We start from the raw sequence: 13,703 nt of genomic DNA, 5'->3' as shown, positions 1-13,703 counted from the left end.
CAAATTGCTTAATTTCAAGCATGACAATCACATTACAAAGTTGTCATCTTTCAAATGAGTCTCTACAAAATGCGTATCCTTATTATTGAAGACGAGATCAAGATCGCCACTTATTTGGTTAAAGGATTAAAAGAGTCTGGATATCAAGCGGAATGCATTCACTTAGGGCTGCAAGGTTTGGAAATGCTAAAGAGAGATCAATATGACTTGCTTATTCTTGATGTCATGTTGCCGGACATAGACGGCTGGAGCGTATTACAGGTCCTACGCCAGTTTTCAAAAATTCCGGTGATTTTCTTAACGGCGAAAGATCAGGTGATGGATAGAGTGAAAGGGTTAGAGTTGGGCGCAGATGATTACTTGGCTAAACCTTTTTCCTATATTGAACTATTGGCACGTATTAAAAGCCTGTTAAGACGACAGCAATATCTGCAAGAAAATGAGCTATCTATTAGTGATTTAAAGATGGATGTGGTTAGCCATAAAGTTTGGCGTAGTGGCAACTTAATTGAGCTGAGTAAAACCGAATTTAATTTGTTGCGTTATCTATTGCTCAACAAAGAGCAAATTGTGACACGCAGACAAATTGGTTCAGAAGTTTGGAATATTAACTTTGACACTGATACTAACTTTATTGATGTCGCTGTACGCCGTTTACGAAGCAAAATTGATGAGGGATATGAGTTAAAACTCATTCATACCATACGTGGCTTGGGCTATAAAATTTCGGTTAGCTTATGAACTTTAAATTTTTGCGTTCTCTTGAAGTCCGTATTACATTACTGGTCACGCTTTGTTCTGCCTTAATTTTATGTTCAGTCGGTTTTATGACCTATTTAGGCATTAACCAAATTTTATTGAAGCAGCAAGATAAAGCTTTAGCAGAGCGAATTAACCGTTTGGAAATTTTGCTACAAGATAGCGAAAATGTAGAGCAAATCATTGCGCGGCCTAAGCTGTATCAAAACATGCTCGGAAACCAAGACAACTTGTTTTTGCTCATCCATAAAGACAAAACTTTAATTAATATCAATCCGCTTCACATTCAACTACCTGAACTTGCACAGCGCGACAGTCTTCAATTTCAAGATTTAGCCAATAACTCATATCCAACGCGTATTGCTTGGAAAACCATAAAAATTAATAACGAGCCTTATCTGCTCATTGCAGGTAAGCAGTGGTCGGAACGCATCAATATTCTTTTACCTTTTCAAGAACGTCTCTTGATGTATGTGGTCGGGGGCGTGTTTGCGATCTTTGCGCTTTGTATTTTAGCGTGCCATTTAGGTTTACGGTCGTTACAAGAGCTTCGCAAGCAAACTCATTCTATTAACGTAAACCAGCTACAGAAACGGTTAAACCTCTCAAATTCTCCTTTAGAAGTTGAGCTGCTTTCAAAAGATATAAACCACATGCTTGAGCGTATTGAAAAGGGCTATACGCAGCTCAATCGTTTTTCTGAAGATATCGCACATGAGTTCCGCACACCTTTAAATAATTTGATTGGGCAAACCGAGATTGCTTTAACTGGCGAACGTTCGGTTGAGCAATATGAAGATTTATTGGTTTCTCATTTAGACGATTACCACAGATTAAAACGCATGATTGATAGCATGCTTTTCTTGGCAAGAGCCGATCAGAAAATGGTGCTTGTAAACAAACAAGAAATAAATCTCCAAGATGTTATGGATAGGCTACACCAGATTTTTGAATATCAGGCCGAGGAACAAGACTGTCATTTTAGTTTTAACTTAGAAGCTCAAACGTTATTTGCAGATCCTGAGCTTTTTCAAAGAGCCGTTTATAACCTTGTTTTAAATGCGTTGGTTCACGGTGGTGACAAGCGAACTATTTATATCGCAACAAAACATAAGATGATTGAACATAGGCAATGGGTGAGTCTGACTGTGGTAACGGGAGGTGTTTCAATTGCAGATCATCAACTTGAGCATCTTTTTGAAAGATTCTACCAATGTCACTCAAGTCGAAGTGATCAGAATCAAACAGGTGGATTAGGCTTATCGATTGTTGCTTCAATTATGGATCTGCATCATGGCCGCTATAAGGCTTGTAACACGGTCGAGGGTGTGTGCTTTGAGCTTGATTTTCCAATTGCAGATGCTGCAAAGAAATACAATTAAACTCTTATTAATGTTGCTTAATTTTTAAAATTCACGCTTTGTTCACAGCCCTCTGACGTATGTTTAACGTATGAAATAAACAGAAGAGGGCAATCATGAAATTATTATTTAAATCACTTGTCATTAGCAGTAGCCTTGCAGCGGTGAGCTTAATGCTTCCTTTGAGCACCTTTGCAGACACCAGTACTAAACCTGTCGCTGTTGATTCTATCGATATTAATAAATACGCAGGTAAGTGGTATGAAATTGCACATTTACCTATGTTTTTTCAGCGTAATTGTGTAGCCAATACAACTGCAAACTATTCTATTAACGCGGACAAAACCGTTGGTGTTTTAAATAGCTGTACGACAAAAAAAGGCGAAATGATCTCATCTGAAGGAGTTGCTTATCCGCAAAATGAAGGCAACAGTAAATTGAAGGTGAGCTTTTTACCTTCTGGTCTTAGATGGATTCCTTTTACAAAAGGCGATTACTGGGTTTTAAGAGTTGACCCAAATTATCAGGTCGCTTTAGTGGGTGGCCCAAGCCAGAAATATTTATGGATTCTTTCTCGTAGTCCTCAACTTGATGAGGCGACATATCAGTCTTATCTGCAAACCGCAAAAAGCTATGGCTACGACGTTTCTAAACTCGTTAAGACAACACAGTCTAAATAGTGAAATGCTGGTTGCGTAGATGCTTATATTTATCTCGTAACCGAGTGAACTTCACATAAAATTCATTGCGCATTTTCTAAATTAGAACCAAAAGAAATGCTTTAGATCAGGAAGAATCAATGTCTAAATTTTTTCTGCGCTGGATCGATAGCTGGTCAGATTCAGAAAATGCGCAAGTGGGTGCTTCTAGCGAATATGTCATTGAAAAGAAAATTCAATGGTTAAGAATTATTCCTTTTATTTTATTACATATCGCTTGTTTAGCAGTGTTTTGGGTGGGCGTATCTTGGTTCGCGGTTGTTTTCATGCTGGGTTTTTATTTTCTTCGCATGTTTGCAATTACCGCTTTTTTTCACCGCTATCTTTCGCATAAAACTTTTCAGACATCACGTATTGTTCAATTCATTTTTGTACTGATCGGAACCATGAGTGCTCAGCGCGGACCGTTATGGTGGGCAGCCCATCACCGTTATCACCATCACTTTACCGACACCGATCAGGACCCGCATTCAGCGAAAGCAGGTTTTTGGTATTCGCATGTAGGCTGGTTTTTAAATGAGCAAAATTTTGCTACTCGAAAAAAAGTCATTAAAGACTGGTTGAAATATCCTGAGCTGATTTGGCTAGACCGATTTAGTTTGCCTATTGTGATTTTGACGGCCTTAGCAATTTATGGCCTAGGTTCTTGGCTTGCGCAACATTTTCCTGAGTTGGGCACCAATGGCTTACAACTTTTAGTGTGGGGATTTGTGATTTCCACTGTTCTATTAACACATGCAACCTTGTGTATTAATTCACTCGCTCATCGTTATGGCTCACGTGAGTTTAATACCCCAGATGATAGCCGTAATAATTTTCTACTTTCTTTAATTACCTTGGGTGAAGGATGGCACAACAACCATCACTTTTACGCAGGCAGTGTGCGACAAGGCTTTTATTGGTGGCAGATTGATATCACCTTTTATGTGCTCAAACTGATGTCTTTATTTGGTTTGGTGTGGGGACTAAAGCCAGTACCAGACAAGGTTTATCAATATAAAAAGATTAAAAACCTATCGATAGAAAAAATTGAAAACGGTGAAGTGTTATGAAAATTGCCATTATTGGTTCAGGTATATCTGGACTTTACGCAGCTTGGAGATTGTCAGAACAACATCAAGTCACTGTGTATGAAAAAAATAACTATTTTGGCGGTCATACTGACACTCACGAGCTAGAGATAGAAGGCACTAAAGTCGCGGTAGATAGTGGTTTTATTGTGTTTAATGGCTATAACTATCCGTTATTTACCGACATGCTTAAAAAATTAGGTGTAGAAACTCAAAGCAGCGATATGAGTTTTTCGGTGAATAATCTGGTCAGTGGACTTCAATATAACCCTTCAAAGAAATGGTCGCTCTTTGCCCGTCCGCAGAACTTTTTAAACCGAAAATTTCTGCAAATGCTCTCAGATTTGCTGCGTTTTTATGATGACAATAAAGATATAGATGTGGCAGATATTGATCCTAATTTATCGATTGAAGACTATTTGGACCTTCACAAATATAGTCATGAGTTCCGTTATGAGCATCTTTATCCGATGTGCGGTGCCTTATGGTCGGCACCCGTTGAGCAAGTAGCACAAATTCCATATCGATTTGTGGTGAGCTTTTTTCAACATCACCGCATGTTGCAGTTAAAAGACCGCCCACAATGGCAAACAGTTAAACATGGTTCGGCAAGCTATATTCGTGCTATTCAAAAAAAATGCCGATCCATTGAGTGGAAATTTGCAGAAGTAAAAGCTGTGAGTCGTTCACCAGAAACTGTGTTGATCGAAACCGTTGAAGGGCAAGCCCAATATGACTGGGTGATTTTTGCAAGCCATGCTGACGATAGCCTAAGTTTAATTAAAGATGCGTCAGAGCTTGAACAAGAAATATTAAGCCAATTTGGTTATCAAGATAATCGAATGGTCGTCCATCGTGATCTTTCAATTATGCCTAAAAGCCGTTTGCAGTGGGCAAGCTGGCATGTACATGTAACACCAACTTCTCAAGTTCAAAACGATAAGTCCGACATACATTATGGTTTTACCTACTGGATGAATAATCTGCAGAATTTATCCTGCGCTACGCAAATTTTTTCTACTTTAAATCCGAATATGAAAATCAAAGCCGAAGACATCTTGGTTGAGCGGCAATACCGGCATCCCGTATTTGATGCAAAAGCGATTCAAGCTCAATCTCGTTGGCACGAAATTAATGGGCAAAATCGTACTTCATTTTGTGGAGCATATTGGGGCTGGGGCTTTCATGAAGACGGCGCCCGCAGTGCAGCACGTGTTGTTGAGCAACTCTTAGCGTTATAAGAATAAATAAGGAGCTTTCAAATGTTATTAAATAAACTTGCTATCGCTCCTGCGCTTATTCGTCATCGGCGTTATAGCCCTAAACCGCATGAGTTTACATCGACCTTAAATTATTTATGGTTCGATCCAGATCAATTAGTTGATATTACAAACGATTGTTCACTCTGGTCGACTGAACATTGGAATGTATTAAAACTATCTAAAAATGATTTTTTAAACATGTATCGCGGCTCTATAAGGGATAGAGTCGAGAAAGCGATACTCCAAAATAACAACTCACATCTTCGGCCAGACTGGCAAATCAGAGTCTTGGCTTTGCCTCGTTGTTTGGGTTTTAGGTTTAATTCGGTCGTATTTTATTTTGTTTTAAATAAAACCGGAAAACCCGTATTTATTGTCAGTGAAATTACCAATACCCCGTGGAATGAACGAAAAGTTTATATACATGACTGCTCAAAACAACAAAGAAATATGGGTGATTATCAGAGTTTTGATTTTCATTTTGAAAAATCATTTCATGTTTCGCCGTTCATGCCCATGCAGTTGACTTACCACTGGCGGTTTAGTTTTTCAGATCAGCAAAATGTCATTAATATGCAGCTCTTTGAAGAACAAAAACAACTCTTCGATGCCACTATGCGATTTGAGCTTGTGCCCATCACATTTCCTTCACAGCAATATCGATATGCTCTTATGAACAGCCTAGCGCCTTTTAAAATGCTGTTTTCAATATATTTAGAGGCATTTAAGTTGTGGCGAAAAAAAGTTCCATTTTATCGTCATCCTAAAAAGATCAAGGTAGATAAGACATGATAAAAACATTTCTTTATGGTGAAGATGACTCACTACCGTTACTGCTCAAGAGTCTTCTCAAACTACGTCATGGACAGATCACTTTTCAGGGCGCGTGGAATGGGACGGTCGGTGAAGTTTCAGACTTACATGCTGTGATTGAAGTTCACAATCCTTTATTGATGGATCTCATTTTAAAAAATGGTGTTTTGGGAGCAGCAGAAGGCTACATCCGTGGTGACTGGAGCAGCGAGCACCTTGTCGAGTTGATTCAGATCTTGGCACGTAATCGAGCTGTATTGGACCAAATCAACCAGAATGTTATTGCTCAAGCGAGCCAGTTTTTTCTTAAAGCGTGGTATCAAAATCGAAAGAACTCTATAAGTGGTAGCCGTAAAAATATTGCCGAGCACTACGACTTAAGCAACGACTTTTTTAAATTATTTTTAGATCCGTCTTTAATGTATTCGAGCGCCGTTTTTGAAAATGAAAACATGACTCTCGAAGAAGCATCTGATTTAAAAAAAGAGATCATTTGTAAAAAGTTAGATTTAAAACCGCTAGATCATTTGGTTGAAATTGGAAGTGGGTGGGGTGGTTTTGCCATTTATGCAGCTCAACATTATGGCTGTAGAGTAATCACCATTACCATTTCACAAGCTCAATATGATGAAGCCATTACTCGTGTAAATGAAGCTGGCTTGGCACATCGAATTGATGTGCAACTTAAAGACTACCGTTTGCTCGAAGGTAAGTTCGATAAGCTGGTTTCAATTGAGATGGTTGAGGCGGTTGGTGCGCAATATTTATCGACATACTTTGATCAATGTAAAGCACTCTTAAAACCGAAAGGTTTGGCATTTATTCAAGCCATTACCATTGAAGATTTCCGATATAAAAAAGCATTAAATACAGTTGATTATATTAAGCGCTATATTTTCCCGGGTAGCTTCATTCCTAGCATAAGTGTATTAACTCAAACCGCCTCTGAGAGTGGTTTAAGGTTAAAACATTTAAATGATATTGGTTTAAGTTATGCACAAACACTTCATCACTGGCGAGCGCGTTTTTTAGCAGCGCGGGAACAAGTATTGGCTCTAGGTTTTGATGAAAACTTCATTCGCATGTGGGATTTTTATTTATGTTATTGCGAAGGTGGTTTTAAAGAAGGCGTGATAAGCAATGTTCACTTGTTGTTTGAAAGTACCAGCTACTAAATCAAACAGCTCAAGTAAGGAGACTGCTCATGTTTTGGAATTTACTGATTCTAGATTTAATGATCATGTTGCTGAGCTGGCTACTTGCCACTCTAAATGGCAGAGCTGGAATTGTAGATGCTGCATGGAGTTTCTGTCTGGCAGTAAACATTATTGTGTCTTCTTTACTCATTTCAGTTGCCCCAGTTGAAGTGCGTCTTTTTATCGGTATTTTTAGCGGCTTATGGTTTTTAAGATTATTTTGGCACCTGTTAAGACGTTATCAATCTGAACAAAAAGAAGATGGACGTTACGCGAGCATGCGTAAAGCGATGGGTAAGTTTCAGCATATTGGCTTTTTATTCTTTTTTATCTTTCAAACACTTTTAGTGCTTTTGTTCTTTTTGCCGATGTGGGCGCTACTCAATGTAGAGGCAACTGAATGGAGTAGTGGATATAAAGTCGCTTTAGTAATTGCAGCTGTCATCATGGCAATTGCTTTCATTGGAGAACAACTCGCTGATCAGCAATTATACCGATTTAAATTAAATCCAGATCATCATGGCAAAACGATGGATCAGGGTTTATGGCGTTATTCACGTCACCCCAATTATTTTTTTGAATGGTTACACTGGTTTGCCTATCCAATTATTGGTTTAGCAGCAGGCCAATATGTATTGTGGATTTATCCGTTACTGATGTGGCTATTTTTATATTACGTCACGGGTATTCCATTTAGTGAAAAACAAGCAATTAAAAGTCGCGGTCAAAATTATCTTGATTATCAACAAAAAACATCAATGTTTATTCCGCGAAAACCCAAAAAATAGGTGCGCATATGGATTTTATTGTTCATCAGTCTTTGAAAATTGTTGAAAGTGGTGTGATTCCAGATCATGCAATTCGAGCTGCAATTCGTGCTTTAAGTAAAAAGCGCTTAATCCAAGAAGGCCGTTATGACCCTGAACAAGGGGCGCAGCGCTACATGGATGTGCTTAATATGCTGAAGAAGAGCGAAATCGCCGTTGAAACGGATAAGGCAAACGAGCAGCACTATGAATTGCCGACCGAGTTTTTTCAGGCGGTGCTTGGAAAAAGACTTAAATATAGTGCGTGCTATTTCCCGACTAAAACCACAACTTTAGATGAGGCAGAAGAGTTAGCTCTTCAGCTTTATTGTGAAAGAGCACAACTTAAAAACGGTCAACACATTTTAGAGTTAGGCTGTGGATGGGGCTCTTTAACTTTGTGGATGGCAGAAAACTATCCACGCTCACAGATTACGGCTGTTTCAAATTCTGCAACTCAGAAAAAGCATATTCTTCGGCAAGCAGAGTTGAGAGGTTTAACCAATGTTGAAGTGCTTACCTGTGATGTGAATGTACTTGAATTAGACCAAGACAAGTTTGATCGTGTTGTATCGGTCGAAATGTTTGAACACGTACGTAATTACCAACGTCTTTTTGAAAAAATTCAGGGCTGGTTAAAAGCAGACGGCTTACTTTGGTGTCATATTTTTTGCCATCGCTTTTTACATTATCCTTTTGAAGTGAAATCAGATTATGATTGGATGTCCAAGTATTTCTTTACTGGCGGTTTAATGCCTTCGACTTCGACTTTTTTGCATTTTCAAGAGCATTTAGAGTTGGCTCAACAGTGGCGGTGGTCGGGTGAGCACTATATGAGAACGGCAAATGCTTGGCTTGATAATATGGATAATCAAGAAGTCGAACTGAAGCCCCTGTTTAAAAAAATCTATGGAAAAGATGCCAATATTTGGTGGCAACGCTGGCGTATTTTCTTCATGGCTTGTGCTGAGTTATTTGGTTTTGAGCAAGGTCAAGAATGGGTCATTGGTCACTTTTTATTTAAAAAGCGATCATAGTAATTTCTATAGCCTATCCCGGCGATAAAGATATGATAAAAAATCGACATGATGGCAAAGCGAGTCATCCATTAGCCCAAATGTTCAATCGATATTACTGGTTGCAGATTGGTCTGATTGCATTATCGATCGTGGTCGGGTTGGCTTGTAGTGCTTGGGTGATTAAGGGCTCTTTACTTAAAACCGCTTTAGAACAGGAAATGGAGCATTACTGGTTACGTATAGAACGTAACCCAAATGCTGATTTACCAGATACTAAAAATTTATATGGATATCGGTGGAATACACAGGTCGCGCCTCAACCTTTTCGGGGCATGCATTTAGAAAGTGGCGTGCACCGAGTATTTGTTGATGGTAAAGAAAGAATGACGGTCTATGGTGAGCGTAATGGTCAACATGTTCTGTTGGTATTTGGCGAAAGTAATGTTAATAAACTGATCTGGTTATTTGGTCTTGCTCCACTCATGTTCAGCTTATCTGTTTTATATAGCTTTTTATGGTGGTCAAACCGAAGAGCAAGACGCTATTTTTCCCCGATTACGCGTTTAGCGAATGCCTTAGAAAATATCGATTGGGCACATCAAGACACTCAAGCATCACCTTTTAGAGATATTAATACCAATGGCAACATGGAAGCCGAATATCTCAAACAAGCTTTAGAAAAATATCATCAAGTTTTAAGTGATTTTATTCGACGTGAAAGAGAATTTACTGGAGATGTGAGCCATGAGTTACGCACTCCACTCACCATTTTGAAAGGTAATGTACAACTGTGTCAGGCGAAATACGGAGACGATAAATCTTTAGTTCGTCTTCATAACACAATTGAAGATATGCAGTTGCTCGTCGATACCTTACTGGCGATTGCTCGGAATACGGTAAAAAGCTTGCCATCTGAGAAAAATTTATTATCGAAAACGGTAAAGGATCTTGTTGAAAGTTTAGAAGCGGTAAGTGCAGGTAAAGGGATACAGATTAATATTCAACCTGATGTTTCTGAGCAGCCACGTTGGTTATATCCTTCGATGACTCAAATGGTTTTAGGTAATATTTTACGTAATGCCCTGAACTATTCTCAAGGCTCACAAATCGACATTATTCAACAAAAAAACAGCCTGATTATTGCAGATAATGGAATTGGAATTTCTTTACCTAACGATGTAAAGGTGCAAGAGCTCAGCGATTCGCAACTTTCCTTAAAGGCTAAAGGCCATGGAATTGGTTTGCAATTGGTACAAAAGCTTTGCAAACAACTAGGATGGAGAGTGGAGCTGTTTGATCGGCAGTACTATTTAACCACCCATCCTGAACTTGATTTGGAGCCAACCACAGGCTTAATTGTTGTGGTCTATTTAAGTTAGGTCGCAGAATCTTCCAAAGCAATTTTTAAACCGACACCTGCCACTGTATGTAATAGTTTAGGATCAAAAGGTTTATCAACCATTTTTCTTAAGTTATAAATGTGACTGCGTAACGCATCACTTTCAGGTTCTTCATCACCCCATAATTCCATCATCAGTTCTTGCTTGGTCACTACTTTGGGAGACTGGCGCATCAAAATTTTTAATAGTTTAAATTGAATAGGGGGTAACTCGATATTATTTCCGGCACGAACCACGGTTTGAGTTGCGCTATCAAGAATTAAGTCGTGAATCTGAATTTTATGATGGGTGACTTCACCAGCTGCTCTTTTTATTAATGCACGAATCCGCATCACTAATTCATTAAAATCAAAAGGTTTTACCAAATAATCATCTGTGCCAGCAGTAAAACCTTTAAGTTTGTCATCTAAAGTATCTCTTGCTGTGAGCATAAGAACGGGAATATCAACGCCTTGTTCGGTACGTAGCCAGTTACATAGGTCATAACCTGAGCCATCAGGCAAATTTATATCGAGCAACAAAAGATGATAATGCTGAGATTTGAGAAAAGTTCGTGCAGCATCTAAATTACGTGCATGATCGACAACATAACCATGCACTTCAAGAAATTCGCAGACTGTTGCTGCAAGTTCAAAATGGTCCTCAACCATGAGGATAAAGTGATTACCCATGAGATTTTATTAAGCCATTAATTTAATAATTGTTGTTTTAATTTAGCATTAAACGGTTCACTACCAAACCAGATTTTAAAATATTGATTTGCATTCGGATTGTTCAAAGAACCGAGTAGCTTCTGGTTTAATTTCAGTTCTAGTTTTTGATTTTCATGTTGATAATAGAGACTATAAAGATCTCCACTCTTAATTGGCCTATATAGTTCATTAATATGATTAAGCGGAGATTTAGCATCAAAGCCGCTAACATTTTTCTTCAAAAAGTGGGTGGCTGCGCGTTTAAATGCCCACTCGGGAATATCGCGGTTATAGCTAAAGTCCATTTTGATGCTTTGGCTTTGCCAATTTTTTTGGCAATCTTCAGCAAAGTAACTGACATTTCCCACCTTTTTACTCGTAACCATTAAAGGTGCTGAACTGCATTTTTTTAGTTCAGCCGCATTCGCTTGAGATACGATTAAGATTACTAGAAATATCAAGATTCGACTTTTTTGAACGGCAATATCCATTTATATACTCCTCCAAATATGGGTAAAGAACGGTAGAGGCCATTCGCTGGATCCCAATAATCTTGCTGGAAAATAATTTTTTGTTGGTCATTAATCTTAATCTGACTAATTCCATAAGAAGCCATAGTTTTTGAGCGACCTAGCATTTTAAAGTCATAGGTCATGTACCAATGAATGTAGGCTGTATCTTGGTGATGAGTTGCACTAATGAGTTTTACAGTGACATTACTCACTCGGGCATTCATGCCTTCAAAATGCTTAATCAGATCTTTCTTTTGAGAGAACTGCGAGAGTGTATCGTTGATATAGAGCTGATCAGCGTAAAGATTGCTAGCATTATTTACAAAAGAAGGGGTGCCGAGCGTATTAAATGCAGCGACAAAACGATTGCCGACATCTAGCGCCTGTTGGTCATCTAATTCTATACCAGTAATTTTTTGTTCAGCTTTGCCATAGTCACCTGAGTAACTAGGCACACTTTTACACGCCGTTAAACCTACCAAAGTAATCAACCCTAGGGCTGTAGTTATAATTTTCATGTCGATATCCAAGCCAACTTTATAAGATCAAATTAAAGAGCTGGTCGTGAATTTTGCGTGAATTCTTATGTTTTATGGTTTGGCTTTAATAGTTGTTTTCTTGAAACCAATAGATCTTCATTCACTTAAAGTTTTTTTAAGGTAATACGTTATTTTTATCAAAGAAATGACAGGTCTTTTTTGAAAAAGATAACATCCATATTCATGTAACTAGATGAATTTGTTTTTTCAAAACCAAGTTTATTTAATAGGTTGTGGGCAGGTAAATTATCTTTTTCTGAAAAAGCGATCACATGCTTAAAGTTTCGACTTTGCATGTCTTCTAGTAACTTAAGTGAAGCTTCAACAATATAACCTTTATTTCGCTCAGTTTTAATAAGTCTAAAACCTAGTTCAGCTTCCGTCTTGCCATCAACCTCACAAGTTTCAAAACCACAATAACCAATAATTTTATGGGTATCTTTTAAGACGATAGCCATTTTGCCAAAATTATAATTTTTATAATGCTCAAGAATTTCTAAAAATCGACCAGTTGCTGCCTCAGTTGATAAGGCACCATGAGGTGAAAAAGCCATAAAATCTTTATTTTGAAACATCTCCAACATAATAGGTAAGTTTTCTTCAAGGAATGGCCGTAAAATTAAACGTTCTGTTTCTAACATAGAGTTCTTATTAAATAGTTTAAAAAATTATAGCTTATAAGATGAATAATAATTCAATAAAGAAAGCAATTTTATTCTAGCTGTACTTTACTCATAAGAGATATAGATAAGTTTTGAATAAATAGAAGGGTTAAATAATGAAAACAATCGGGTTACTCGGCGGCATGAGCTGGGAGTCTACAGCACTTTATTATCAACAAATTAATAGAATGGTTCAGAACAAGTTAGGGAAACTACATTCAGCCAAAATCATTCTAAATAGTGTCGATTTTGAAGAAATAGCAGCCTTACAATCGAAAGGTTTATGGCAAGAAGCTGGAGCCTACTTAGCTGAGCAAGCACAAAATTTAGAAAAAGCAGGGGCAGATTGTATTTTAGTCTGTACTAACACCATGCATAAAGTTGCTGCCCAGATTGAAGAGTCAATTACCATTCCTTTATTACACATTGCTGATGCAACGGCAAAAGAAATTTTGAGTCAAAACATTGGTAAAGTTGCACTGTTAGGGACAGCTTTTACAATGGAGCAAGATTTTTATAAAGCTCGATTGCAGGATTATGGAATTGATGTGATTATTCCAAATGAAGAAGATCGAAAGACAGTCCACCGCATCATTTATGAAGAACTTTGTTTAGGTGTGATTAACCCCGATTCTCAGCAAAAGTACATCGCTATTGTAGAGAGGCTTATAGCTGAAGGTGCCCAAGGAATTATCTTGGGTTGTACCGAAATTTGTATGTTAATTGGTGAGCTTAAATTCTCGGTTCCTTTATTTGATACGACCACCATTCATGCAAAAGAGGCGGTCAGTTTTAGCTTAAACGAAAATAAAAACTCTAATAGCGCCAATCTACATAAGTCTGCTGCAATTGCTGGGAGTATTCTTTAGCAATATTTGGAATATCCTTTGTCA

The 13,703-nt window shown here is 38.0% G+C and carries 15 protein-coding genes; 11 read left to right on the top strand and 4 right to left on the bottom strand.

The features are described from left to right. Positions 1 to 69: 69 nt before the first annotated feature. The 10 genes from ACO6UW_RS00605 to ACO6UW_RS00560 all read left to right on the top strand — a co-directional run bounded on the left by ACO6UW_RS00605 (position 70) and on the right by ACO6UW_RS00560 (position 10,384). Positions 70 to 741 (top strand): heavy metal response regulator transcription factor, encoded by a 672-nt coding sequence (locus ACO6UW_RS00605; protein WP_057061948.1) that lies wholly within the window; start codon positions 70 to 72, stop codon positions 739 to 741. Then, complete coding sequence (locus ACO6UW_RS00600; protein WP_057061947.1) at positions 738 to 2,141, top strand: heavy metal sensor histidine kinase; 1,404 nt, start codon at positions 738 to 740, stop codon at positions 2,139 to 2,141. Before ACO6UW_RS00605 ends, ACO6UW_RS00600 begins: the two co-directional genes overlap by 4 nt. Before the next feature lie 95 nt (positions 2,142 to 2,236). Then, on the top strand, positions 2,237 to 2,800 hold the full coding sequence (locus ACO6UW_RS00595; RefSeq protein ID WP_057061946.1) for a lipocalin family protein: 564 nt from the start codon (positions 2,237 to 2,239) through the stop codon (positions 2,798 to 2,800). A 119-nt stretch (positions 2,801 to 2,919) separates the two neighbouring features. Beyond that, positions 2,920 to 3,891 (top strand): acyl-CoA desaturase, encoded by a 972-nt coding sequence (locus ACO6UW_RS00590; protein ID WP_057061945.1) that lies wholly within the window; start codon positions 2,920 to 2,922, stop codon positions 3,889 to 3,891. Then, the gene (locus tag ACO6UW_RS00585; protein ID WP_057061944.1) at positions 3,888 to 5,150 is read left to right on the top strand and encodes an NAD(P)/FAD-dependent oxidoreductase; all 1,263 of its coding nucleotides are present in this window, start codon (positions 3,888 to 3,890) and stop codon (positions 5,148 to 5,150) included. The genes ACO6UW_RS00590 and ACO6UW_RS00585 overlap by 4 nt, the downstream gene beginning before the upstream one ends. A 21-nt stretch (positions 5,151 to 5,171) precedes the next feature. Further along, the gene (locus tag ACO6UW_RS00580) at positions 5,172 to 5,963 is read left to right on the top strand and encodes a DUF1365 domain-containing protein (protein ID WP_057061943.1); all 792 of its coding nucleotides are present in this window, start codon (positions 5,172 to 5,174) and stop codon (positions 5,961 to 5,963) included. Beyond that, a complete protein-coding gene (locus ACO6UW_RS00575; RefSeq protein ID WP_422405142.1) occupies positions 5,960 to 7,159 on the top strand; it encodes a class I SAM-dependent methyltransferase in 1,200 nt (399 codons plus the stop codon). The genes ACO6UW_RS00580 and ACO6UW_RS00575 overlap by 4 nt, the downstream gene beginning before the upstream one ends. Before the next feature lie 29 nt (positions 7,160 to 7,188). Continuing rightward, entirely contained in the window at positions 7,189 to 7,968 is a 780-nt protein-coding gene (locus ACO6UW_RS00570; RefSeq protein WP_017403006.1) for a DUF1295 domain-containing protein, read from the top strand. A gap of 8 nt (positions 7,969 to 7,976) precedes the next feature. Beyond that, entirely contained in the window at positions 7,977 to 9,023 is a 1,047-nt protein-coding gene (locus ACO6UW_RS00565) for an SAM-dependent methyltransferase (RefSeq protein ID WP_057061942.1), read from the top strand. Between the two features lie 32 nt (positions 9,024 to 9,055). Continuing rightward, positions 9,056 to 10,384, top strand: coding sequence for a sensor histidine kinase (locus ACO6UW_RS00560; RefSeq protein WP_031966369.1), 1,329 nt, complete (start codon positions 9,056 to 9,058; stop codon positions 10,382 to 10,384). On the opposite strand, the gene ACO6UW_RS00555 is transcribed toward ACO6UW_RS00560, so the two are convergent. The 4 genes from ACO6UW_RS00555 to ACO6UW_RS00540 all read right to left on the bottom strand — a co-directional run bounded on the left by ACO6UW_RS00555 (position 10,381) and on the right by ACO6UW_RS00540 (position 12,789). After that, complete coding sequence (locus ACO6UW_RS00555; protein ID WP_000526530.1) at positions 10,381 to 11,076, bottom strand: response regulator transcription factor; 696 nt, start codon at positions 11,074 to 11,076, stop codon at positions 10,381 to 10,383. The two genes, ACO6UW_RS00560 and ACO6UW_RS00555, sit on opposite strands and share 4 nt — an antisense overlap. Before the next feature lie 17 nt (positions 11,077 to 11,093). Continuing rightward, on the bottom strand, positions 11,094 to 11,588 hold the full coding sequence (locus ACO6UW_RS00550; RefSeq protein ID WP_057061940.1) for a chalcone isomerase family protein: 495 nt from the start codon (positions 11,586 to 11,588) through the stop codon (positions 11,094 to 11,096). Beyond that, positions 11,555 to 12,127 carry a nuclear transport factor 2 family protein gene (locus ACO6UW_RS00545; RefSeq protein WP_057061939.1) on the bottom strand — a complete coding sequence of 191 codons (573 nt, stop codon included), beginning with the start codon at positions 12,125 to 12,127 and terminating at the stop codon, positions 11,555 to 11,557. The genes ACO6UW_RS00550 and ACO6UW_RS00545 overlap by 34 nt, the downstream gene beginning before the upstream one ends. A 158-nt stretch (positions 12,128 to 12,285) precedes the next feature. Next, the gene (locus tag ACO6UW_RS00540; protein ID WP_057061938.1) at positions 12,286 to 12,789 is read right to left on the bottom strand and encodes a GNAT family N-acetyltransferase; all 504 of its coding nucleotides are present in this window, start codon (positions 12,787 to 12,789) and stop codon (positions 12,286 to 12,288) included. A gap of 137 nt (positions 12,790 to 12,926) precedes the next feature. Between ACO6UW_RS00540 and ACO6UW_RS00535 the strand changes: the two genes are divergently transcribed. Then, positions 12,927 to 13,679 carry an aspartate/glutamate racemase family protein gene (locus tag ACO6UW_RS00535; RefSeq protein ID WP_057061937.1) on the top strand — a complete coding sequence of 251 codons (753 nt, stop codon included), beginning with the start codon at positions 12,927 to 12,929 and terminating at the stop codon, positions 13,677 to 13,679. Positions 13,680 to 13,703: the final 24 nt, after the last annotated feature.

The sequence above is a fragment of the Acinetobacter sp. JADD-222 genome (genome assembly GCF_049310645.1).
Note: the sequence above shows the minus strand (reverse complement) of the source record. Positions and strands in the feature narration are given on the sequence as shown.

Coding starts and splice junctions, on each gene's coding strand:
- ACO6UW_RS00605 (WP_057061948.1), top strand. CDS start 70: ATGCGTATCCTTATTATTGAAGACGAGATCAAGATCGCCACTTATTTG.
- ACO6UW_RS00600 (WP_057061947.1), top strand. CDS start 738: ATGAACTTTAAATTTTTGCGTTCTCTTGAAGTCCGTATTACATTACTG.
- ACO6UW_RS00595 (WP_057061946.1), top strand. CDS start 2,237: ATGAAATTATTATTTAAATCACTTGTCATTAGCAGTAGCCTTGCAGCG.
- ACO6UW_RS00590 (WP_057061945.1), top strand. CDS start 2,920: ATGTCTAAATTTTTTCTGCGCTGGATCGATAGCTGGTCAGATTCAGAA.
- ACO6UW_RS00585 (WP_057061944.1), top strand. CDS start 3,888: ATGAAAATTGCCATTATTGGTTCAGGTATATCTGGACTTTACGCAGCT.
- ACO6UW_RS00580 (WP_057061943.1), top strand. CDS start 5,172: ATGTTATTAAATAAACTTGCTATCGCTCCTGCGCTTATTCGTCATCGG.
- ACO6UW_RS00575 (WP_422405142.1), top strand. CDS start 5,960: ATGATAAAAACATTTCTTTATGGTGAAGATGACTCACTACCGTTACTG.
- ACO6UW_RS00570 (WP_017403006.1), top strand. CDS start 7,189: ATGTTTTGGAATTTACTGATTCTAGATTTAATGATCATGTTGCTGAGC.
- ACO6UW_RS00565 (WP_057061942.1), top strand. CDS start 7,977: ATGGATTTTATTGTTCATCAGTCTTTGAAAATTGTTGAAAGTGGTGTG.
- ACO6UW_RS00560 (WP_031966369.1), top strand. CDS start 9,056: ATGATAAAAAATCGACATGATGGCAAAGCGAGTCATCCATTAGCCCAA.
- ACO6UW_RS00555 (WP_000526530.1), bottom strand. CDS start 11,076: ATGGGTAATCACTTTATCCTCATGGTTGAGGACCATTTTGAACTTGCA.
- ACO6UW_RS00550 (WP_057061940.1), bottom strand. CDS start 11,588: ATGGATATTGCCGTTCAAAAAAGTCGAATCTTGATATTTCTAGTAATC.
- ACO6UW_RS00545 (WP_057061939.1), bottom strand. CDS start 12,127: ATGAAAATTATAACTACAGCCCTAGGGTTGATTACTTTGGTAGGTTTA.
- ACO6UW_RS00540 (WP_057061938.1), bottom strand. CDS start 12,789: ATGTTAGAAACAGAACGTTTAATTTTACGGCCATTCCTTGAAGAAAAC.
- ACO6UW_RS00535 (WP_057061937.1), top strand. CDS start 12,927: ATGAAAACAATCGGGTTACTCGGCGGCATGAGCTGGGAGTCTACAGCA.